The following is a 21,870-nucleotide window of genomic DNA, read 5'->3' on the forward strand; positions in this document are numbered from 1 at the left end:
CTCGTGGGTTTCTGTGATTACCCCCTGGCCGACAAACTGTGCACGGTCGGTGAGGCGGTGGATTTCGCCTCGGATCCCGGCAAGGCCATCGGTGACTGGATGGCGAAGTCCGCAGGTGAACTGGCTGCTGCTGCAGCCGATTTGGCCGCCGAGGCAGTCAACACCACCACGAAGGTTGACCTCAACGCGACGTGGTTCGTCGACAACTACGAGATGCTGCTGCCACTGGGCCTGGTCCTGCTGGTCGCCACATTCTGCGCGCAATTGGTCCGGGCCGCCGTCAGACGCGACGGACAAGCTCTGACTCAGGCATTCACCGGCACCATGAGCGGCGTCCTGTTCGCCTTCTCCGCCATCGCCCTGACCACAGTCGCCGTCGAAGCGGTCGACGCCGTCAGCGACGGCCTGTTCAAGACCGCACACCTGAACATCGAGTCGGCCGTGCGACGCATCGTCAAGGTCAACCAGATACCGGGCCTGTCCGGGCTGGGCTGGCTCGTTGCGGTCGTCGCCGGGCTCGGCGCTGCCATCGGCGCCTTCCTCTACTGGTGCGTAATGATGGTCCGCAAGGTCGGCATCCTCGTCATGGTCACCCTCGCCGTGTTCGCGTCCGCCGGCGGCGGCTGGGAAGTCGCCCGGCGCTGGCGCAAGGGCTGGATCGAAGCCACCGCCACCCTGGTCGTCTCGAAGCTCCTGATGACCGTGATCTTCGTGCTCGGTATCGCCGCCATGGGCAAGACCGAGGCCAAGGACGGCATCGCCGCCCTCGCCGACGTCATGTCCGGCATCGTGATCATGATCCTGGTGCTGCTGTGCCCGTACGCGGTCTTCAAGTTCGTGCACTGGGCGGCCGACGGGACCGACGGGGAGTCCATCCACCGTGCCGGCGGCGCCGGTGCGCAGATCGCGAAGGCTCACGCCGAGAAGGCCGCCCGCAGGGCCGCCGCCGCCGCGGCCACCGCCGGAACCGGTGGCGCTGCGGCCGGCGCCGGCGTGGGTGCCGCACCGCAGGGCCCCGACGGCGGTGGGTTCCCCGGCGACATCGCTGCCAGCCCGACCGGCGGAGGCGGCGAGGGCAAGGAGGGATCGCAGAGCGGCGGAACGGGTGCCTCGCCAGGCGGCGACGGGGTCAAGTCCGGCCTGGAGAAGGCCGTTCAGCCCGCGCCGACGAGTGTGTCCGACGACACCAGCGGCCAGGTGGGCGGCAGCCCGGGGCCGGGCGGATCCGGCGCGAGTACCGCGTCAGGGCAGAGCGGCGGATGGCAGTCCACCCCGCCGACCACAACCCCGCCGCCGCAGGGCGCACCCCCGTCCTCCGGAACGCAGAACGCCCCGTCCAGCGGGGCGAGCGGGCCGCCGCCTCCGAGCGGCCTGTGATTCCCTGACCGACTCCCAGGGGCGGGACGTGCACGCGCCCTCCCGTCCCCGGGTTCAACCCGCGCCTCCAGGACCCGCCCCATGACTGATCTCTCCGTCGCCCCGGTCACGGTGAAGTTCCCGCACCGGAGCCGCCGCGGCATCCTCCTCGGCCTTTCCCTGCCCCAACTCGTCCTCGTCTCCTGCACGCTGGCCCTGCTGCTGATGACGGTGATCTCCACCGGCCTGCTCGGCGCCATCGCCCTGGCCCCGCTGTGGGCGGCATCCGGCGCACTCGTCGCGATCCGCCGGCACGGCCGCTCCCTCATCGACTGGGCACCGATCGTCACCCGGTACGCGCACCGCCGTCGCACCGGCCAGACCCTCTGGCTCGCCCGGCCCGTCACCCGGCCCCGGCAAGACGGCGTCCTCCACCTGCCCGGCACCACCGCTTCCCTCAAGGTCGTCACCCCCGGCGACTCCGCCAACGGCGCCGCAGCCGTCCACGACCCGCACCAGCAGACCCTGACCGCCATCGCCCGCGTCACCAGCCGCGCCTTCGCCCTCCTCGACCCCGCCACCCAGAACCACAACGTGAGCAGCTGGGGACGCGCGCTCGCTGGCATTGCCCGCACCGGGCACATCGCCACCGTCCAGGTGCTAGAACGCACCGTCCCCGACAGCGGCGACACCCTCACCCGCCACTGGACCCACCACGGACAGCCCCAGACCCCCGTCGCCGGACAGATCTATTCCGAACTGGTCGCCTCGGCCGGCCCCGCCGCCGCCCCGCACGAGACCTACCTCGCCATCTCCCTCGACCTCAAGGCCGCCCGACGCCTGATCTCACAGGCAGGCGGAGGGCTGCCTGGGGCGTTCACCGTCATGGAGCAGACCACCGCCTCCATCGCGCAGGCTGCCCGCAACGCCGGGCTCCAGGTCACCGGCTGGCTGAGCGCGCGGGAAATCGCCGCCGTCATCCGCACCGCCTACGACCCGAAGGCCCTCGCCGCGCTCCAGCAGTGGTCCGAGACCGGCCGCGCCGAGGCCGACCCCGCAGCCGCCGGTCCCGTCGTCCAGTTCGAGGAGTACGACCGCCTCGCCACCGACAGCGCGCGGCACGCAACGTACTGGGTGGAGAACTGGCCGAGGACCGAGATGGGAGCCGGGTTCCTGCACGGGCTGATGTTCACGGCCGGCGTGCGCCGCAGCCTCTCCCTCATATACGTGCCGCAGGGGCTCGAGTCCGCACTGCGGGACGTCCAGCGCAAGAAGGCCGCGATCATCGCCGACGCCAACGAGCGCGCACGCCGCGGACAGGTCGATTCCGAAGAGGACTCCGCCGAGTACGCCGACGTCAAACTCCGCGAACGCCAGCTCATCGCCGGACACGCGGATGTAGCACTGACCGGCCTGGTCACCGTCACCGCCGAGACCGACGCCCTCCTGGACGCCGCCTGCGCACAGATCGAGACCCACGCCGTCACCTCCGGTGTCGACCTTCGTCGGCTCAACTACCAGCAGCCGGACGCCTTCGCCCTCACCGCGCTCCCGCTCGCCCGCACCGCCCTGTGAACCAGCCGCGCCCGTGTGCACCCTGACCCACCGCACTCCGGCTCACCTGCGACGGGACGCCCCCACTGCCCTGCCTACCGGCAGGAAGGACCACCACCTTTGACCTCTCCTACGCGCCCCGACGACGCGCACCCCTACCTCCGCGCCGCGAGCGCCGGCATCCGCCACCACGCACGGGCCTTGGCACCGTCGGACGCGGACACGCCCAAGCCCGGAGATCGTCCGCACCTTGACGTGCTGCACGCCCACCTCACCGCTCTGCTCCAGCTTCTGGACCGGCTCGCCGACAACACCCGGCCCCCGCACCCGGCCGCCGGACGTCACCTGGCCACCGCCCACACCAGGCTCTGGCAGGCCACCAGCGAAGTCCACGCCGCCTTCCACCTGCTGCCCGGCACACCCCTGGCCGACGCTGAGACAAGCGCCTGCCCTCCAGAGCGGCTCCCCGAGGGCCCGCCCGTGCTGACGATCTGCCAGCGCCACCTCGCCGCCGGCCACGTCGTCCGCCGCAAGACCACCCCCACCGACCTCCGCCCGCACAGCGCGGCCTGCGTGCGATGAGCACCACCCGTAGAATCGAGGGCCCCAGATGAGCCACCGGCCCGCCCGTCGCGCCCGCCGCGCGTCCGCCAGCCCGCTGTTCACCCCCCACGGCACCGACCGCGCCAGCCGCAAGGCCGCCCGCCGTCAGCTCGCCGAGGCCACCGCCAAAGCCCGCGCCGAAGCAGGCGCCCACCAGAGCGACAGCCCGCCCGCCGAGCACCAGATGCCCGCCGCGCTCTACCCACCGGGCGGACGCCCCGGGCCCGCCTCCGCGCGTGGGAACCGGCTGCGGCTGCCCGCCCACCGCATGACCACCGCGGTCGCGGCCGGCGCCTTTCCCTTCCTCGCCGAAGGCGGCCTGGGCGCCGAGGGCATCTACATCGGCCGCGACGTCCACGCAGAAGCGTCGTTCGTCTTCGACCCGTTCGCTCTGTACGGCAAGGTCGAGGGATTCACCAACCCGAACGTGCTGCTCGCCGGCGTGATCGGCCAGGGCAAGAGCGCCCTCGCGAAGTCCTTCGCGCTACGGTCGGTCGCCTTCGGATACCGCGTCTACGTACCGTGCGACCCGAAAGGCGAGTGGACGCCGGTCGCCGAGGCCCTCGGCGGCCGGTCCGTCGCCCTCGGTCCCGGACTGCCCGGACGCCTGAACCCCCTTGACGCGGCGCCGCGCCCGGAGAGCGTGTCCGAGGCCGACTGGGTCGGCGAGATCCGCAAGCGGCGCCTGCTCCTGCTCGGCTCCCTTGCCCGCACCGTCTTGGGCCGGGACCTGATGCCCATGGAGCACACCGCGCTGGACGTCGCCCTCGACGCCGTCGTCACCCGCGCCGCCGACACGCACCGCACCCCGCTCCTCGGCGACGTCGCCGCCACCCTCAACAACCCCCACGCGCTCGACGAGGCTGCCGGGATGATGTCGGGCCAACTCGGCGACGCCGCCCGCGACCTGGCCCACGCCATGCGGCGCCTGGTCCACGGTGACCTGGCCGGCATGTTCGACGCCCCCTCCACCGTCGCCTTCGACCCGAGCGCGCCGATGCTCACCATCGACCTGTCCCGCCTCGGCGGCTCCGGGGACGACACCGCCCTCGTCCTCTCCATGACCTGCGCGAGCGCCTGGATGGAATCCGCCCTCTCCGACCCGAACGGCGGCCGGCGCTGGATCGTGTACGACGAGGCATGGAGGCTGATGCGGCACGTCGGTCTGCTCCAGCGGATGCAGGCCCAGTGGAAGCTCTCCCGCGGTCTCGGCATCGCCAACCTCATGGTGATCCACCGGCTCAGCGACTTGCTCACCGCAGGTGACGCCGGATCACAAGGCCGGGCCCTGGCCGAGGGTCTCCTCGCCGACTGCAGCACCCGGATCATCTACCGCCAGGAGACCGACCAGCTCCACGCCGCGGCCTCCCTGCTCGGCCTGACCTCCGTCGAGATGGACGCCATCGCGCATCTCAACCGAGGACGCGGTTTGTGGAAAGTCGCAGGTCGGAGCTTCATTGTGCAGCACCTCCTGCACAGCCACGAACTGGCGCTCTTCGACACCGACGCCCGTATGCACTGAGGATCAAGAGGCCCGTGAAGCCCGACTTCCAACGCGACCTGATACCGAGCGACGAGGTGCTCCAGCTTATCGGCGCGCCTAACGCGATGAAGGACTCTGCCCCGGTCTGCCAACCCGACCGACCGGCACTCCCTCACGAACCGCATGGTCATCGACCATGCCTCGGCCCGCGCCTTCCTGCGGCTCACCTCGGAATCCCTTCGTGACGCGGCTATGGAACTCGACGACCACCTCGGCTTCCAACTCTTCCTCGCGACGCTCACCCGTCAGGGCGGTCCGCCGGCGCCTCCGCCACCCAGGGCGGGCGGTGGCAACCGCTGACCGCGCCTACCGCGGAGCCGATCCACCCACGTCCCCAAGGAATGCTCTGAACCGCCCCGCTCATTTCAGCGACGCCGACTGGGCCGAATACCAGCTGTGTCAGGCCGAGCACGACGGCCTCATGGCGCAAGTCGCCGACCGTGAAGCCCAGATGGAACACGACCTGAAAACCGCCTACGACGAATACGAACTCGACGTCAGTCCAGTTCCGAAGCCGGAAACCGACCTCGCTCGCCGAACGCCTCCGCCACACCGAACGGCGTCCCGCAGGAGAAGCCGTGGCCGCTGACGAGGTGAACGCCACCGACACCCGCGCGGTTCCGCTCGCGCCACTTCCCGACCACCGCGACGTGAACATGCCGTGGTGGCAGGAGCTGTGGTGTCGCCACGCGCACATCACCACACCGCTGCGAGCGCGCGGACTGCCATGCGACATCGAGTTCGGCCTCAGCGCCTACATCGTGCGCGTCTCGCTCCCCGACGACAGCCACCTGCTCATCAGTCCGCCGCAGGAACCGCCCTCCAGGCGCCCGCCCGGAGACCCCGAGGGCTGGATAGCGACCCGCGAGCACCCCGACGACCAGACCCTGTTCGAGGTCCTCTACGACTCGGCCCCCTCCGACGATCCCCGCGCTCGCCAGCGACCCGAAGCCCGCCACGGCGGCAGCGCCCAACCCCTGATCGACGCGATCGACCACCGCCTCGCCCAACTCGGACTGCTACCGCACCCCGCCCTGCCCCACGAAAGCCCCCATGTGCACCGAGCCCAACCAACGCCCCCGCCCCCGGCCCGGGCCATCCCCGGCACACCAGACCGTGGCCCCGTGTACGTCTACGGCGATGCCCTGCGTGCTCTGACCGACCGGCTCAACGGAGCCGAGTCGCACGCGGATGCCGCTGCCCTGCTGCATCAGATCCTGGAACCCACCGACGGCCTGCTGGCACAGCTCGGCGATTTCTTCGAAGCAGCCGGCGAGAAGGCCAAGGAAGCCGGGGAGGACGACGGCTTCGACCTGTCCTACGACCTCGCCGACGCCGCCGCCGAGATCCGCAGCCTCGGAGAGGTCCTGCACGTGGCCGAGGACCGGATGCGGGACCTCACCTCGCTCGCGCCCGCACCGCGGCTGCCCTCCACCCCGACCCGTGCACCGTCCCTTCCGCCGCGAGCTCTCCGGTCAGCGCCGCCGCGGCACACGCGCTGACGCCGCACCGCCGCCTCCTCCGCTAATTCTTCCCGCCCCGCAGATCCCTGGAGCCCTCATCCGCACCGCTCGCCGTACCCTGCCGCTCCTAACCGGCGCCGCCTGCCTTGCCCTGGCCCTCACCGGCTGCGCCGGCGAAGACGGCCCCGCCCATGCCCGGCAAACGCCCAGCGCCAGCACCGCCCCGAAACCCGTGCCCGCTCTCAGCGCCGCCCAGGCCCGCGACGTCATCACCCGCTATTCGGAGATCAACAACGAGGCCAACGCCGACCGCGACCGGCGCCTGCTCGACGCGGTCGAGGACGGCCCGCTCTACGCGATGTCCGTCTCGGACTACACCGAGACCGAAGGGCTCCCCGCGGCGGACCGCAAGCCGTACAAGCCGTGGTCCTACGACTCCGCGGACGCCAAGCTGTACATCCCGCGCTTGGGAGCCGGACAGGACCGCTGGTTCGCCGCCGCGCTCTCGGACCACAAGGGCAGGGCCCCCTCGCGGCTGGCCGTGTTCGCCGAACGCCCCCAGCACAAGCGCTGGGAGATGGTCTCCGTCGTCGACCTCGACAGCCAGGACCTGCCGGACATCGCCCTCGACAACGACGGATACGCGACGGCCGCCGCCGCCGACGGCAACAAGCACCTCGCCGCGGACGCCAAGCTGCTGCGCGCCGCGGTCCTCGACAACTTCGCCACCGGAGGCACGAACACCGGAACGAAGGTCTTCGCACCGACCAAGGCGAGCAAGCGGCAGATCGAAGTCCACGACAAGACAGGCACCCGCTACGGAACCCAGGGCACCACCGTCTTCGCCGGCGCCGCCAACCACTACACGGACGCCTACGCCCTCGAGACCACCGACGGCGGCGCGCTGATCCTCTTCTCCCACAGGCACACCCAGACCGACGCCGTCGCGCACTCCGGCCTGCAGATCAACCCCGGCAAGGACGACCGGGCCTGGCTCCACGACGTGCCCCGCACCTCCATCACGTACACGTTCGTGTGCAACGACGCTGCCACCGTTCCCGCGAAGGCCGAGCCCTCCCGCCTGATCGGCTACACCTGCGCCCGCACCGACGCCTCCGGCCCGCCGGTCCCGTCCTATTCGGACCGCGCGTAGACACACCCTCACGCCACCGTGGCGGCCATCGAACATCCCCCTCAGCACGCTCGTTCCGGAGAACCTCCTGTCCACACGCTCCTTCATCGCCCGCCCCACCCTCGGTACGGGATACACCGGCATCCACGTCCAGCTCGACGGCGTACCCAGCCACCACCTCCCCCTGCTCCTGGCCGCCTACCAGTACAAGTTCGGGCGCAACGTCGGGGCCATGTCCCGGCACCTCATCGACGACGTGGCCGTCGGCTGGGACGAGCTCGGCACCGATCTCCTCGACGACGCCCCGCCCGCACTCGTGAACGCGCTGACCAGCGGCGAGCACTGGCCCAGCCGAACCCTCGACCACCTGATCACCCCGGACGGCTCACCCCCGGTCCGTATGTCGGTCACCGACACGACTGTCGACGAACAGGACATGCAGTGGGGGTACGGCCTGCATAAGCAGGGTGTCGAGGTGATCAGCCTCCTGCACGAGGACATCGGCCCGATCGTGAGCTGGTCCACCGACCCGCGCACCGCATTCAACGACCACCCGGCGGCCTGGTCGTCCCTCGACTCCCCGCCCGCCATCCGGGCATCCCGCGGCAAGCGGCCCCTGAGCGCTCCTGCCGCAGCCCCGGCGAAGGCCGGCACCCCGCGCCCCACCGCCCGCCGCTAGTCTCCCTCGTCTTCCCAGAGCCTTCCCTGCCCCCGCACACCACGCCCCTGATCACCGTCGTCATCGCCAGCCGCCTGCGCGAAGACCGGCTGGACTACCTGGCCGCCATGCACGCCAGCCTCACCCGGCAGTCCGTGCCGTGGGAGGCCGTGATCGCGCTCGACGGAGCATCGCCCGACCGCCTGCCGACCCCGCTCGCACAGGACCCCCGCGTTCGCACGCTGGTGCCGCCCCGGCCGGTCGGCGCCGCCTGCGCCAGGACCTGGCCCTCGCTCACGTACGCACCCCGTACACCAACTGGGCAGACAACGATGACCTGTTCACGGACGACGCGATGGCCGTACGGCTGAACACCCTGGAATCCACCCGGGTCGGCTGGTGTGCCGGCTGGAGCGAGGACCAGCACCCCGACGTTTTCCGGCCGTCGGCGTCGCTCTGTGGCCGATGACCTGGGATTCAACGTAGCGGACATGTACGTGACGGCGCGCCCGACCGGGCTCCGTTCCACTCAAACGGGTGCCGCAGAGGACCAGTTGTCGAATGTCGCGCGAACCGCAGCGGCTCCGAAAGCTAGATGTTGCGGGTCAGGACGTTGGTGACGGCGCATAGTGGAGCGCAAGGTTGGTGGTGAGGTCGCGAAGGTGAGCCCTGACTTCGGTGGGGCCGTGCACAGTGATGGCGCTCCCGAACGGCAGGAGCGCTCGCACGTCCTCCAGATGCAGGAAGCAGATCGTTACCTTGTGGCCGGTAGCGGATTCCTCATGGTCGTCCCGGACGAGTCGTTGGCCGAAGATCCGTTGCGCTCGCTCGATCTGGGTTCGGTCGATGGTGGCGCTGACCTCTATCGCGTGGTTGTGCTCCCACTGAGCAACGAGCGCTGCAGCGGCGGTGGCCAGGGTCTGGCTCTCGCGGATCCGTCGTAGCTGGTCGACTTCTTTCCACGTAGTGATCCGTTCGAGTCGGTACATCCGTGGCACTCGGGCGCAGTCGGCGACGAGGTACCAGATTCCGGCCTTGGCGAACAGCCCGTAGGGATCCACGACCAGGTCGCGTGGGCATGACTCGCGTGAGCTGTCGTACTCGATCCGTAGCCGGCGACCTCGCCGCACCGCGCCGATCAGAGAAGCCGGAGTCGTGCCGGACGTAGGTGCCTGGAGCCAGGGACGGCTGTCCACGTGCACCACGTCGCTGAGCGGCAAAAGCTCATGAGCTCGGCGTGGCTGTGCAGCGGCGATCTTGGAGAGCGCGCGTCGGCTTTCGACGGATGCGTTGAGCTCCGCACGTTGCCTCTCGTCCAGCCCGGTGAGCGACAGATGATCTCGCTCGCCCGGAGTGAGTCGTGTGAGGTCGAGCCCGGATCCGGGCAGCATGGTCACGCCTCCGAGCCGGCCCCGTTGCGCGGTCACCGGCAGACCGGCGTCGCGGAGCCAGTTCAGGTCCCGGGTGATGGTTCGAAGGGACACCCCGAGCGCCGAGGCAAGGTCCTGCGTGGTCACGGCATGCCTCGATGCGAGAAGCAGCATCAAGGAGAAGAAGCGATCCGGCGTCACACCTCAAGTTTTGCAAGAACTGCGACATGATGCGGCGTATTTCCCGGTCAGGCTGCTGGATGCGCACCAGCGACCTGCGAGAAGGAACAGCCATGACCACATCCGTCCTGTCCATCGTCTACGTGAACGACGCTCCCGCCGCAGCTCGTTTCTACGGCGACCTCCTCGGCATGAGCCCTTCGTTCGAGACTTCGGGATTCATCACCTTCGACCTCGGGCCCGGCGCTGATCTCGCTGTGTGGTCCGGCCGGTTCGAGGGTCTGTCACCGGACATTCCGCGCACCAGTGAGGTGTGCCTGGCTATCCACGGAGGTGGGCCCGATGAGGTCGATGCGATCTTCAAGCAGTGGCAGTCCAAGGGCGTCACGATCCTGCGCGAGCCTCATGATGCGGGGTTCGGGCTGACCTTCCTCGCAGCCGATCCTGACGGGAACCGTATCCGCGTCGCACCGCGGGACTGAAAGGTCGCAATGCGGCAGGTGCGCACGATGGGCGTCGCGCCTGCCGTCCTCTGACTTCGAGAGGAAGACGAGTGCCCCACGCGAATGCGCCCTTGAACGTCGAGGGCCGTAGGCGGCTCGTGAAGCGGTGCCAGACACGTCCCATTGCCCACGTCGCCGCTGAGATGGGTATCTCTCGCGCATGCGCCAGCAAGTGGGTAAATCGCTGGCGACTACACGGTGATGTGGGATTGCAGGACCGGCCGTCGAGTCCGCACCGGAGTCCGCACGCGACCCCAGCATGGGCCATCGCGCAGATCGAGTCCTGGCGCCGGAAGTTCAAGTGGTCCGCACAACGGATCACCGACGAACTTGTCAGTATCGGTTTTGTGATCGACCGGCGAACTGTCAGCCGGCACCTGACCCGGCTTGGCCTCGGTAAACGCCGCTTCATCGACCCAGGCGGTGAGAACAACCGGAAGCCGGGCAAGATCACCGCCCGCTGGCCTGGCCACATGGTGCACCTGGATGTGAAGAAGGTCGGCCGGATCCCTGATGGCGGCGGGTGGCGGATCCATGGCCGGGACAGCGATCAGGCCAAGGTCGCTAGTCGGGCGAAGTCGGCTGGGGCGAAGCGCGGCTATGTCTACCTGCACTCCGTCGTCGACGGCTTCTCACGGCTCGCCTACACAGAACCGCTGGGTGATGAGAAGGGCGCGACGGCGGCTGCCTTCCTCGCCCGGGCGAAGGTCTGGTTCGCCGCCCACGGCATCAACCACATCCACCGGGTCGTCACCGACAACGGCGCTTGCTACCGCTCCGGCGACTTCGCCCGCATCGTCGGGCAAGACACCCGGCATCAGAGAACCAAGCCGTACACACCTCGGCACAACGGGAAAGTGGAGCGCTACCAGCGCATCCTGGCCGAGGAAGTCCTCTACGCTCGCGAGTTCAGCAGCGAGGACGCCCGGTCAGCTGCGATCGCAGTGTGGAACATCCACTACAACTACCACCGGCCGCATAGTGCTGCCGCCGGAAAGCCGCCAGCAGCACGCCTCCGCGAGAGCGTCACCAACGTCGAGCCCTCATACAGCTAGATCCACCGTGTACTCCGCACCTGGCTCCGAGGTTGCCGTCGTCACCCCGACGTGGCTGCGCCCTGACCGCATCGCGTACCTGCTGGAGCTCGCGGCCGTCCTACGAGGAGGAGGTTCCCGGCATCGTCGATCCGGGAGCCGGACCGGGCGTGCGGCAAGATCATCACGATAGGTCTTCGCCCTCATCGACGAAGACCGACTTGAACACGTCGGCCGCGTCGGTGCAGGGCTCGGTGGGCACCCGAACCTCACCTCTGGTCACCGTGTCGCTGCCGTCCTCGGTTAGTTCCCACGATACCTCCACCGAACTGGCCTGAAGGTCCCTCGCGATGAGGACGTAGTCGTCTTGGTCGCTCGCCCATACTACGTTCGGACGGAACGCCTCGGGAGTGAGCACAACTTGGGCATCCGAGCCGTGGTTGCTCCAGGTCACGGGATAATCCCGCAAGACGGGTCGGATAGCCGAGTGGTCGAAGATCGCCGGGAATGGCACGTGCGGCCCTAGCACTGGTTCGACGACCTTCTCGATATCCGCGTCGTCCGGATCAAGGCAATCCAGCACCTCGCAGTTGTGAAACGTCAAGGTCAGGTGAGGCTTGGACACGAAACGATCGCGGCTGACCACCTGGACGCCGGCACCCGGAATCCCGACGCCTAGGAGATGTTCCCGGCCCTTGGCGATGTGCTCGGCCTTCTTGCTCCGCCATGCAGCAAGCGCCGCCTCCCTGTCCTCCATCGACAGCGGCTTGCGGTTGCCGAAGATACTTGACGGCAATACCAGCAGTGCCGATCTCGAGGTGTCCTCAGCTGGTGTCGGTTGCTTGCTGAACTGCTCTTCTTCGTAGCAGCGCAGGCTCTCCAAGACCTCGCCCACACGGCTGACCCTGCGGATCGGACCGACCACCTGCACCTCAAGGTCAATCGGTGATCTCCCGCCCCGGCGGACACGCTCGACGAGGGCGAGGACCTCTCCGGAACGTGCAGGCCGCGTGTTGCTGGTGCCTCGAACGTAGATCGCGCCATCCTCAAGGCTGTCCCGGCGATCGTCACTCTGGTAGCTCTTGTGACACGGAAAGATCGTCTGACCATCCTCCGGCGGCTGAGCGATGACGAACAGGACCTCGCGGTCGGAGTCGACGCCGATCCTGCCGAACTCGAAGGCTGGGAACTGGGGCCCGAGGTAGGGGCGGAGCCGGTCCTCAAGCTCATGCGCCTCGGTTCCGCGCAGCACTCCAGGAGCGCTGTTCTTCTGCACGCCGATGACCAGGACCGCGTAGCCATGGAAGTGCCGGGCCGCCTCCCTTGGACGTCGATTCGCTGCCCCCAGAAGGAACTTCGCAATCTTGGCCGCAGTCGCCTTGCTGTTCATGTCGAGAGGGCCCTTGACCTCAAGGTACGTCGTCTCGGCCTCATCGCCAGCAGCGACTACGTGCCCAAGAACGCCCCGCAGAGCGCGCTCACCGAGCGGGATGACGCTGGTGTCGAGAGAAGAGTTCCCGGCGTTCGACTCGTCTGAGGGCAAGATCTCCGGCATGGACCGATTGTCTCATTCACGACCGCCGGGCGGAGTCGAACGTCTGCCTTAGCGAAGGCCAGACCGCGGTCACGGCTCAACATAGCCGATGATCGCCGATTACCCCAACCCGCGATCATCACGACACTTGAAGCTCCCCTTCAACCGCGAATCCCACCGAGCTGGCACGCGCATGCCTGCGAAGCCGCCCCTCAAGGAGCAACCCCATCTCACGAGTACTCAAGCGGGCCGGCCGTCGGGCGGGGCTGGGGCTGAGACGAGCACGTGACGCACGCGGTCACTGGCTCGGCGCACCTCGCGAACAGCCTTCACCGCAGCCGGAAAACCGACGGCTCGGCCACCCTGTGGCGCTGCCCCACGCCGCCCGGCCGACACAAGGCCGGTGACGTGTGGACGTACTGGAAGTCACCGACGGACACCATCCCCACCGGGCCGACCACGATCCTCGCCCGTACCGACCTCGTGCGCGCCGCGCCGATGGGCGGCCTCGTCCAGGGCGAGGACTACTGCGCGGCCGTCGGCGTCACCGCTCTCGCCCCCGGGGTCCTGCTGCCAGTGCCCGTGTACAGGTACCGCAAGTGGAAGGGGCAAATGACAGCCCAGGTCGGATACGACCAGCTGGAGGCAGCGGCCCGTGAACACGCCTGGGCGTACGGCCGCAGCCTGCGCGCCGTCCTGCGCGGTGGCGAGGACCTGGTCCATGGCTGAGGCTCAGATCATCCTGTCGCACAGCCGGGAGTCCGGGATCGTCGCCATCGCCTCGGGCGAGCATTACTCCTGGGCGCATACCGCCCTCGCGGAGAGCAGCTTCCAGCGGGACGACGACGGTGTCTGGCACCTGCCCGCGGACGGCGCCCAGACCACCGTGGTCGACCTGGTCACGTGCGCGAAGCGGCACCGCACCAGCGTGCACACGAGCAGCCGCCGGTTCATCGGCGACGTCGCCCGCGACCTCGCGCGCCTCCTGCCCGGCCAGTGGCACGCCTCGGTCGAGATCTACTCGCACCCCGCCTGGCAGGAAGACCTGGTCCCCTGGATCTGGGACAGCGGCGAACTCGGCCGCGCCGTCCAGAGCGACAGGATCCCCTACGCCGCGCTCCTCACCGATATGGTGCAGGGCACCACGCTGCTGTTCATCGAGCGTCCCGGCCGTCAACTCGACTACCTGGTAGGGGCATTCTCGCCCGAGGGGCTCGAAGGGGGCTACGGCGATCCCCACGCCCCGCGCAGCATCGTCCTGCCGCCGTTCCCCGGGCGGGCTGCCCAGGCCCTTACCGACCGGTATCTCCCCACCTACGAGCAGGCCGTCCACGCCCGCCAGACGGCGGCCATCGCCGCCGTGCTCGGGGACATCCGCTCCGAGCACGACACCTGGCAGGCCATGAACGCCTCCGGACGATACGGCGACGCCACCCCGCTGAGCGCCGCCGCCCTCGGCGCGGCGACGGAGTTGTTCCTCAACCACGCCTGGCACCGTTTCCTGACCGTCGTCGACCACGCCCCGACGCTGCTCGAGCGGTGCCGACCCGCGAGCAGCCCGTGGCCCGACGACGCCGCAGCCCTCTCCTGTCTGGCCGACGCCGTGATCGATGCCGAGGGCCAGGTCGACGAGATCGTCCACGGCGGTTCCGTGCCGGAACAGGAGCGCCGAGCACGCGCGTGGCCAGCCATCGAGACGTGGCTCACCGACGGCCAAACGTTCTTGCGTCAGGCCCGCATCAGCGCACCCGACCGCCGCCCGGCCCTGCCCGTCACCGCGCCAGCCCGCCCCCTCACCGCGGCCCGGCCCGCGCGCCACGGCCCCTGACCCTTCCGCCCCACGCCCCGAGGAGAACCTCGCCCCCTTGCGACCCGGCACCCACTTCGCCTTCGGCGACCACGAGGAACACGGCTTCGTGGCCTCCTTCACCTCCTCCCTGCCCGCACACCTCGCCCACTGGTACCTGGAGCGCGAGCAGTTCGAGCCCGTTCCCGGAGAACCCGGCCTGTACCGGCTCAGCGAGCCCGAGCGCGACGGAGTCCGCCGCACCCGCCAAGCCGTCCACGACCTGCGCCGCCACGGCTACACCGTGCAGGCCGACATCCGCCTCGACCCGTCCCTCTCGGCCGGCCCGCCACGCCCCGCCCGGCCCAACGGACTCCAGGAGCGCCGCAGCCGTCTCGCCCAGGCCGCCGCCGGTCGAACGACGCAGCGCTCCGGACCGCCCACCACCTCCCCGCCGGCGGCCCGGCCGATCCCGCCGAAGCCCACGTACGCTCCGACCGTCCATTTGACGGCCGCGACCGGCGGGCGGTCCCGATGACACCCGCGAGCAGGCCGGCCCCCCACGGCCCCTTGCCGAGAGCGCCCGAACTGGCCAACTGGGCACGTGACTTCCGCTTGCGGATGGCGGTCATCGACTGCGAGACCGAGGACGTGCTCGACATGACACGCGACCGCTACGGCCGTACCGTCCACGCGGGCGCCGCGGCAGCCGCACGAGCCCACCGCGACAAGGCAGCGTTGGAGGCGTACGCCACCCACCTCGCCTCGCACGCCGAGGCTCTCCTCGATGCCGCCCGCCTCGTGCTCGACGAGCTGCCACCCGCCCGGCACCTGGCCGGGTGGCGGGCTGTCCTGGACGGCCTGGCTGCCTCCGCCGCCGAGATCCGCCGGGCCCTCGACCGGCCGGCTGCCCCCGGCTCCCAGGCCGAACGCACTCAGCACGCGGCCCTGTGGCCGCACCTCGCCGCCTGGGCGGACCACAGCTCTATCGCCAGCAACCTCGCCGACCAGCGCGACGGCCAGCGCCACAAGGCTCCGCTGAGCCACGAGAAACAGAAGATGTGGACCGAGAGGGCCCAGGCCGCGCAGCGGCGCGGCGAGCTGGAGCTGACCGAGTCGTGGTACGCCGCCGACGGGCAGCCGATCACCCTCGCTTACCTGGTCGAGGACGACGACTCGACGGTGGTCGCGCTGCGCGGCGATCCGGGGTACCGGGCTGGCAGGTGATCGGGCGCTACGCCCACGAGTACGAGGCGGGGAAAGCACTGCCCGCTCCGGTCCCGCCCGGTGTGCTGCGCGCGGACGTCTCTCGGTTCAACCGCCCGGCGCCGGCCCCGGAGGTGTCCCTGCAGGACCTCATCCGCGACGTCGTGGAAGGCCACAGTGCCGGTGACGCATCGAACGCTCTCCTCGGCGCCGTCCAGCGCGGCTACGACGCCGGCCCGATGGTCCGCCTGCAGGAACTCCTGGAGACGAGCAGCCAGTTCGCCAGCGCTCTGGAGACCGCACAGGGCCGTCAGATCGCCGCCCGCCTCACAGCGCTGGGCCGGCAGATCGAGTTCCTCACCCGCGAAGTCGAAGAGGCGGCCGAGGACCTCGGCGCGACCATCGCCGTCCTGCCCCCGCACCGAGAACACGAGCCCAGGGAGCAGTACGCGATTGTCCTTGCCATCGCAAACTGAAGCACGATCTTGAGCTGCCTTGAGCACCCACGGCCTAGGGGCGGCCATGCCAGCCGCCCCTGAGCAGCGGCTACTGCTGACGCTTACTCACGTGCGACACGGCGGTCATACCAGCGCCGTAGGTGAAGGCAAGGACGGCACCACCAGAAGCTACTGCGGTGAGGGCAGGCTGCCCAAGAACAACGGAGCCGATCCCAGCAACCAGCCCAGTGATGACAGATACCAAGGCAACGACGACAACGTGATACACGCGGTGGTCGCAGGTAGAAGTGGTGGCAGACAAGTAGGGCCCTCCCATACTCCGTCGGAGCGCCGTCACCCGAATCAGGGCAGGGTGCAGCCTGCGCTGGATTCACGTCACAGCGTCGCCGCCCAGCGGGCGTCGCAACAGGGAAGCGCCGGCCAGGCGCGCCTATTGCTCCTCGGCTGGAGCGCTGTAGCGGTTGGCCGTCATCACCGATGCACCATGCCTTTCAAGGAACTCGTCAACCACGCCCATAGTAGCCAACCCCACTGACACCCAGACAAGTTGGTGAACGCTTCCTGGGAGCCCAAGCGCCGATCTGCAGCGACCCTCACTACCTGAGTCTTCACGCGTGAAACCCCGTTGCAGGCACACCTCTCCTGGTGGCCGTGCCCCTGGCCAAGAATCCCGCCCGCCGCACCGCCCTCGCCGGACACCTCGCCAAGCAGCCGCCCGCCAGCGCTGCCCTCCCCGCCACCGGCGCGGCCTTCGCCCTCGCCATCCTTCTCGCCGCGCACCGACAGCTCCGCCCCACGGGACAGCTGCAGCGCGGCCGACACCGCCGCCCATTCCGAGGCCGGCACAAGACGCCCTGATCAGGGCGCACCCCACCACCTACCAACCCCTTGAGGAGACCGATTTATGGCCGTGCGTACGCACTGGACCGTGGAGCACGCCTGCTCCCACAGCGTGGATCATGACCTGTCCAATCGCCCTGCCGACAAGCGGGCCGGCTTCGCCCGCTGGCTCGCGTCGAAGGACTGCACCGACTGCTGGAAGGCGGCGCGCGACACCGACTCCGAGTCCAAGGAGGAGTGGCTCGCAACCAAGCGCGCCGAGGAGCAGGACGCAGCCGTCGCGTGGGCCAGGCGGTTCGACATGCCGCAGCTGGAGGGCCCGGAGAAGGCCCTGGACTGGGGCGAACGCTCCCGCCACCAGCTGATGACGGCCGCGCACACCGCGCTCGTCCTAGAAGGCACCTGGGACGAAGCGGACTGGGCGGATCTGGAGGAGAAGGCCCGCGCCATCACCCGTGCCGGATGGTGGATCGACCAGCGCGACGCCGAAGGCACCGACCTGCTCGAACTCCTCGACGCAGCCACCGAGGCGGACCGCGGGACAGAGAACCCGTACCGCTGACGGCGAGCAACATAGACGGAGAACGCCGGTTAGCCAAACCGGCGTTCCTCCGGACTATTGATGCTCCCACCCCGCCGGCAATCGCGCGGAAGGAACTCATGTCCCAGCCCCCGACCACCTCGGCGTTCGCACCGACGCCAGACCCGCTCACCCCCGACCGGGACATCACCCACGCCCACTTCCAGGCCGGCGACACCGTCGTCGTCCTGAAGGGAGTGGTCGGCGGAGAACTGTGGGGCGACGCGATGCGCGTCGTGGCGCCGTCCTGGCACACCCCGACCGACGAGGACGGGTGGCGGCTGCGTGATCCGGCCGGCGGAGCCCAGTCCTACGTCACCGCCCACCCCCGCTACCTCGTACACCTCTCACGCCGCTGCCCGGACTGCCTGATCTATGCACGGGCCATGGAGGACACCCTCCTCGCGCGGTTCGCGAACCGCGACGAGCTGATCGACTGCGGCTGGTACACGACCACCGCCCTGGGCCAACTCGTGCACATCGCCGACATCCGGAGCGGCCGGTGATCCCCCGCCTGCACGAGCGGACCCACCGGCCCCACGACCCGCTCGAAGAGGCGCTGGGGCGACCGGTCTCAGCGAACGAGGGCCTGACGGACCACACGATCGTCGCCCACTGGCCCGGCCTGGACTACTTCACCCTGGACGACGAGCAGAGACCTGGACGTCCGTCCAGTGGGCAGAGCACCTCGAAGACCCCTACCTGGAGCACCCGATCGCCGCCAGCCCCGACGACGACCGGCGGGCGATCCTCCACCTCGACATCCGCCTTCACCCGGACGACCGGGAGCTGACCGGACCGGAGTGGGCCGAGGTCGCTCACCGGCTCGCGCGGGCCGCGGGCACCGAGATCCCCGGAAAGGAGCACGGCTGCCGGTGGATCGCCGTCCAGGCCCAACCCGGGCGCCTCGACCTGATCGCCAACCTGATCCACCTCGACGGCGCTTGGCACGCTCCTCCCGCCGACAAACTGCGGCGCCTGGCACGCGAGGCGCGTCGCATCGAACAGGATCTCCAGCTGATCCCTGTCCGATCCGACCCCCCTTCACGGCCTGCCGTCCGCGCGGCGCTCACGGCATCGGCCCAGCTCGCGACCGTCCTCACGCAGCTCGCCGACGAACAGGCTGGCCCTCTGGCCGCAGTGCGCGGACTCGTCGAGCACACCTCGCACCGGATCGCCCGCCAGCCGGGAGCAGGACCTGGACACCACCGCAACCCGCCTGGTCCAGCCCCGTGCCGTCCCGGCCCCGGCAGCCGTCCGGTACACCGCCCAACGATCGCCGTAGAAGAAAACGTCTCCTTGCCCCGTACCGACCACTTCCTGGGCATCCGCCGCGACCTGCACTCCGGCGAACTCCTCGCCCGCGGCGGCGACTCCGAAGCGCACAGCATCCTCCAGCGCGCGGGCTTCGTCGCCGTCGTCCGCGTCCACGAGACCTACCACCGCGCCCCCACCGGCCTGACCGGGGACGACGAGTCCCGTCTCGCCACCGACGCCGTCGCCCGCCTGCGAGCGGCCGGTTACCACGTCGACTGCGACGCGGACTTCGACACCGACTCTCGTCCGGTTAGCTACCTGCCGCTGGGCTCCTCCGTCGCCCACGTCGCCGAGCGGATCCGCGAGGCCACCACCACGAACGAGGCGGCCGATGCGCTGACCGAGCTGACCGCGGCTCACGACGGCATCCTCGCCGCGCTGGAGGAAGTCCTCACCGCCACCGCCGACTTCCACAACGGGCTCGGCCAGGCGGCCGACTCCTACATCGCCCGGCGGCTGCGCTACCTCGCCGACGAACACCTTCGCGTCATCCGTATCGACCTCTCCGAGACCCGCAACCAGCTCGCCGACCGGCACGCCCCGCATCCCGGCCGCAGCACCTGCACCGGGGAAGTCCCGTCAACCGAGCACGAGCGCTCCGCCGTGTGCGCCTGCCCGCCACCGCCGCGCACCCTCCCGGCTCCGCCGCCGCCGATGGCTGCCGGACTGCGCCGCTGACTCCCACCTCGCCCAAGGACACCATGCACGACCACGACCCCTCCGAGCGCCTCGCCTCGTACGCCGACGTCCTCGCCGGCGAACTCCCCGACACCTGGACCAGCTCGCACCTGTCAGCCGACGCCAAGGACGACCTCGCCGAACTCGCCGACTGTATCTGGGACCTGGACCTGGTCGCCGCCTCCCTCGCCGAGCACCCCCTGCAGCAGGCCGCCGTCCTGAGCCGACCGGACGGCGCGCAACTCGTGCTTCTGGACCGGCACGACGAGCGCGACGGCTTCCTCATCGCCGCCGTCGCCCCGCGGGCCTTGCCCGACGAGGCGTACCACGCCGTCCCCGAGCCCAACGGCATCGCCCTGGCCGAGGACCCTTTCCTGAGCGCCGAGCAGATCGCCGGCGACCTGCTCGCCCGCTACGACAGCGCCCTCGCCCAGGTCCGCCACAACGCCCTGGGCGGCATACAGCCCTCCCAGGCGGACCGGGTCGTCCTGACCTGGCAGCCAGACGGCAGCATCGCCACCGCCCCCGTCGACGACCGCTCCGGAGCTGTTCTCATGGCCCACGGCTTCGTCCAGGACCCGCAGAGCGGCATCTACCGCCTGAGCGGCGACGACACCCAGGCCCAGGCCCGCGCCCTGCGCGAGATCGGCCCGCGCCTCAACGCGCGCGGCATCGGCACCGCTCTGCAGCATCCGGCAGGCCGGACCGCGCCCACCGCCGCCCCCGCTTCCGTGCCGCCCGTCCCGGCCGGTCCCCGCACGCCTGCCAACCGGTCTCGGTGAAGCAGACGGAGCCCGACTTCTGGGTGCTGGAGTACGTCACCATCACCAAGGACCCTCGCACCGGCCTGGTCGTGGCCATCGGCGGCACCGACAAGGCTGCGGACATCCTCCAGCGAACCGGCGGCTTCCTCTCCGCTCCCGGACCGCAGGGGGACTATCACCGGCTTCCGCACGGCCTGCCCGTCGAGCATCAGCGCCTGAAGGCGACCGCGGCCTCGCACGCCCTGCTCGCCGCCGGGCACAGCGTCCACCTCGACCCCACTCTGAACATGCTGGTCGCACCGGATGGTGAACGTGAGGCCGCCCTGCGCTACCTGGCGGGGCTCGCTGAGCGAGCCGCTGCCGCCACAACCAGCAGCGAGGTGGCCGAGGTCCTGACCGAGGTCGCTGCCCCCGTCCATGGGCTGCTGCCCCTCGCCAGAGAGGTCGTCGTCCGCGCCTGGATCGCCGCCAGCGACTTCCAAGGGGCCGCGCCCGCAGGGGAACGCGATCCCATCGCACGGCTCGGAAGCACCGCCACGTCCATGAGCGAGGCCGCGCGCGCCATCCTCCACGCCCGCAATCACGCCGCACGCCCTGCGCAGCGGCCGGCCACCACCTCACCACCGCCGAGCCGCGCCCAGCCCGCGGAATCCCGCCGCCGCTGACCCCGGAGAACCACATGGCCAACCTGGCCGACGAATACGGCACGGACGTCGAGATCTACATCAAGGCCCTGACGACCACCATCCACGCTGACACCCCGACCGGCGCCCCCGCCCAGCTACACGACCTGCTGGAACGCCTCGGCCTGGAACGCCACGCATACCCCACGGACGCGCCGCTCTACATCTGGCACACCGTGCCCGAGCACCGCGACGCCGACGAGCAGAAGCGCCTGGCGACCCGCGCCATCCCCGACCTGCTCCTAGCCGGGTACGAGGTCAACTGCACGCCCGATGTCTTCGACGAATCCGCCTACCGGCAGGCCGTGGAGGACCTGCGCACCCGAGCGGGTCGCCCTGCCGCGCGGCAACAGGCACCGGCCGGCTCCCCCTCGCCTGCAACCCCGGCCCGCCGCACCCCGTAAGGCGCCTGGGCGGTCCCGGCACCGCGCCGGGTCCGCCCACCTCACCACACCAACCCCGGAGAAACCCGTAGCAACCCGCACACCCCCACCGATCAGCAACCGGCTCAAGCCCCGACTTGCCACGGCCCTCATCCGCCGCTATCTGCGCGCCTGCATTCCGGCCGGCCACAACCACACCTCCCGGCTGGCCGGCGCCCGCCCGGAGGTTGTCCTCGCCGAGACAC

At 70.1% G+C, this 21,870-nt stretch carries 22 protein-coding genes and 3 pseudogenes; 22 read left to right on the plus strand and 3 right to left on the minus strand.

The window, feature by feature from the left end:
• The first annotated feature begins 3 nt into the window (after positions 1-3).
• From EV567_RS21965 to EV567_RS28290, 9 genes and pseudogenes are all read left to right on the plus strand, one after another.
• Positions 4-1,377, plus strand: coding sequence for an ATP-binding protein (locus EV567_RS21965; protein ID WP_130442767.1), 1,374 nt, complete (start codon positions 4-6; stop codon positions 1,375-1,377).
• 81 nt (positions 1,378-1,458) lie between these two features.
• Positions 1,459-2,931, plus strand: coding sequence for an SCO6880 family protein (locus EV567_RS21970; protein WP_130442769.1), 1,473 nt, complete (start codon positions 1,459-1,461; stop codon positions 2,929-2,931).
• A gap of 99 nt (positions 2,932-3,030) precedes the next feature.
• Positions 3,031-3,492, plus strand: coding sequence for a DUF6238 family protein (locus tag EV567_RS21975; protein ID WP_130442771.1), 462 nt, complete (start codon positions 3,031-3,033; stop codon positions 3,490-3,492).
• Between the two features lie 28 nt (positions 3,493-3,520).
• Positions 3,521-5,035: a VirB4 family type IV secretion system protein gene (locus tag EV567_RS21980; RefSeq protein WP_130442773.1), complete on the plus strand. Its 1,515-nt coding sequence runs from the start codon at positions 3,521-3,523 to the stop codon at positions 5,033-5,035.
• A 144-nt stretch (positions 5,036-5,179) separates the two neighbouring features.
• Positions 5,180-5,356: a hypothetical protein gene (locus EV567_RS21985; protein ID WP_242620954.1), complete on the plus strand. Its 177-nt coding sequence runs from the start codon at positions 5,180-5,182 to the stop codon at positions 5,354-5,356.
• A 278-nt stretch (positions 5,357-5,634) separates the two neighbouring features.
• Positions 5,635-6,558 carry a hypothetical protein gene (locus tag EV567_RS21995; protein ID WP_130442775.1) on the plus strand — a complete coding sequence of 308 codons (924 nt, stop codon included), beginning with the start codon at positions 5,635-5,637 and terminating at the stop codon, positions 6,556-6,558.
• Positions 6,559-6,751: 193 nt separating this feature from the next.
• Positions 6,752-7,672, plus strand: coding sequence for a hypothetical protein (locus EV567_RS22000; protein WP_242620955.1), 921 nt, complete (start codon positions 6,752-6,754; stop codon positions 7,670-7,672).
• A gap of 211 nt (positions 7,673-7,883) precedes the next feature.
• Complete coding sequence (locus tag EV567_RS22005) at positions 7,884-8,330, plus strand: hypothetical protein (RefSeq protein WP_347400500.1); 447 nt, start codon at positions 7,884-7,886, stop codon at positions 8,328-8,330.
• 107 nt (positions 8,331-8,437) lie between these two features.
• Positions 8,438-8,742 (plus strand): annotated as a pseudogene (locus EV567_RS28290) (glycosyltransferase); the annotation flags it as partial.
• Positions 8,743-8,914: 172 nt separating this feature from the next.
• Here the strand turns inward: EV567_RS28290 and EV567_RS22015 are convergent.
• Positions 8,915-9,880 carry a YafY family protein gene (locus tag EV567_RS22015; protein WP_130442779.1) on the minus strand — a complete coding sequence of 322 codons (966 nt, stop codon included), beginning with the start codon at positions 9,878-9,880 and terminating at the stop codon, positions 8,915-8,917.
• 92 nt (positions 9,881-9,972) lie between these two features.
• Between EV567_RS22015 and EV567_RS22020 the strand changes: the two genes are divergently transcribed.
• Both EV567_RS22020 and EV567_RS22025 read left to right on the plus strand, forming a co-directional pair.
• A complete protein-coding gene (locus EV567_RS22020; RefSeq protein WP_130442781.1) occupies positions 9,973-10,341 on the plus strand; it encodes a VOC family protein in 369 nt (122 codons plus the stop codon).
• Between the two features lie 71 nt (positions 10,342-10,412).
• Positions 10,413-11,417, plus strand: a complete 1,005-nt coding sequence (locus EV567_RS22025; protein WP_130442792.1) for an IS481 family transposase — start codon at positions 10,413-10,415, stop codon at positions 11,415-11,417.
• 163 nt (positions 11,418-11,580) lie between these two features.
• Here the strand turns inward: EV567_RS22025 and EV567_RS22030 are convergent, their stop codons facing one another.
• Complete coding sequence (locus tag EV567_RS22030; RefSeq protein ID WP_130442794.1) at positions 11,581-12,951, minus strand: hypothetical protein; 1,371 nt, start codon at positions 12,949-12,951, stop codon at positions 11,581-11,583.
• A gap of 327 nt (positions 12,952-13,278) precedes the next feature.
• On the opposite strand from EV567_RS22030, the pseudogene EV567_RS22035 reads away from it, so the two are divergent.
• The 7 genes and pseudogenes from EV567_RS22035 to EV567_RS22070 form a co-directional block, all read left to right on the plus strand.
• Positions 13,279-13,659 (plus strand): annotated as a pseudogene (locus EV567_RS22035) (glycosyltransferase); the annotation flags it as partial.
• Positions 13,652-14,758 carry a hypothetical protein gene (locus EV567_RS22040; protein ID WP_130442796.1) on the plus strand — a complete coding sequence of 369 codons (1,107 nt, stop codon included), beginning with the start codon at positions 13,652-13,654 and terminating at the stop codon, positions 14,756-14,758. The pseudogene EV567_RS22035 and the gene EV567_RS22040, both read left to right, overlap by 8 nt.
• A 37-nt stretch (positions 14,759-14,795) precedes the next feature.
• A complete protein-coding gene (locus tag EV567_RS22045; RefSeq protein WP_130442798.1) occupies positions 14,796-15,254 on the plus strand; it encodes a hypothetical protein in 459 nt (152 codons plus the stop codon).
• A pseudogene (locus tag EV567_RS22050) lies at positions 15,251-16,347 on the plus strand (hypothetical protein); the annotation flags it as partial. The gene EV567_RS22045 and the pseudogene EV567_RS22050, both read left to right, overlap by 4 nt.
• Positions 16,348-17,025: 678 nt before the next feature.
• Positions 17,026-17,238 (plus strand): hypothetical protein, encoded by a 213-nt coding sequence (locus tag EV567_RS22060; RefSeq protein WP_130442802.1) that lies wholly within the window; start codon positions 17,026-17,028, stop codon positions 17,236-17,238.
• A gap of 46 nt (positions 17,239-17,284) precedes the next feature.
• The gene (locus tag EV567_RS22065) at positions 17,285-17,782 is read left to right on the plus strand and encodes a hypothetical protein (RefSeq protein ID WP_207228829.1); all 498 of its coding nucleotides are present in this window, start codon (positions 17,285-17,287) and stop codon (positions 17,780-17,782) included.
• Positions 17,783-17,880: 98 nt separating this feature from the next.
• Complete coding sequence (locus tag EV567_RS22070) at positions 17,881-18,306, plus strand: hypothetical protein (protein ID WP_130442804.1); 426 nt, start codon at positions 17,881-17,883, stop codon at positions 18,304-18,306.
• Positions 18,307-18,430: 124 nt separating this feature from the next.
• On the opposite strand, the gene EV567_RS28520 is transcribed toward EV567_RS22070, so the two are convergent.
• Positions 18,431-18,751 (minus strand): hypothetical protein, encoded by a 321-nt coding sequence (locus EV567_RS28520; protein WP_207228830.1) that lies wholly within the window; start codon positions 18,749-18,751, stop codon positions 18,431-18,433.
• Positions 18,752-19,099: 348 nt separating this feature from the next.
• On the opposite strand from EV567_RS28520, the gene EV567_RS22080 reads away from it, so the two are divergent.
• Genes EV567_RS22080 through EV567_RS22095 form a run of 4 tightly spaced genes read left to right on the plus strand, consistent with a single transcriptional unit; the run spans position 19,100 to position 21,646 of the window.
• Positions 19,100-19,795 (plus strand): hypothetical protein, encoded by a 696-nt coding sequence (locus tag EV567_RS22080; RefSeq protein ID WP_165430455.1) that lies wholly within the window; start codon positions 19,100-19,102, stop codon positions 19,793-19,795.
• Between the two features lie 23 nt (positions 19,796-19,818).
• Positions 19,819-20,577, plus strand: a complete 759-nt coding sequence (locus EV567_RS22085) for a hypothetical protein (protein WP_130442806.1) — start codon at positions 19,819-19,821, stop codon at positions 20,575-20,577.
• Entirely contained in the window at positions 20,574-21,224 is a 651-nt protein-coding gene (locus tag EV567_RS22090; protein WP_130442808.1) for a hypothetical protein, read from the plus strand. Before EV567_RS22085 ends, EV567_RS22090 begins: the two co-directional genes overlap by 4 nt.
• A 14-nt stretch (positions 21,225-21,238) precedes the next feature.
• A complete protein-coding gene (locus EV567_RS22095) occupies positions 21,239-21,646 on the plus strand; it encodes a hypothetical protein (protein ID WP_130442810.1) in 408 nt (135 codons plus the stop codon).
• Positions 21,647-21,870 lie beyond the last annotated feature (224 nt).

Source organism: Streptomyces sp. BK239, assembly GCF_004217285.1.
GTDB lineage: Bacteria > Actinomycetota > Actinomycetes > Streptomycetales > Streptomycetaceae > Streptomyces.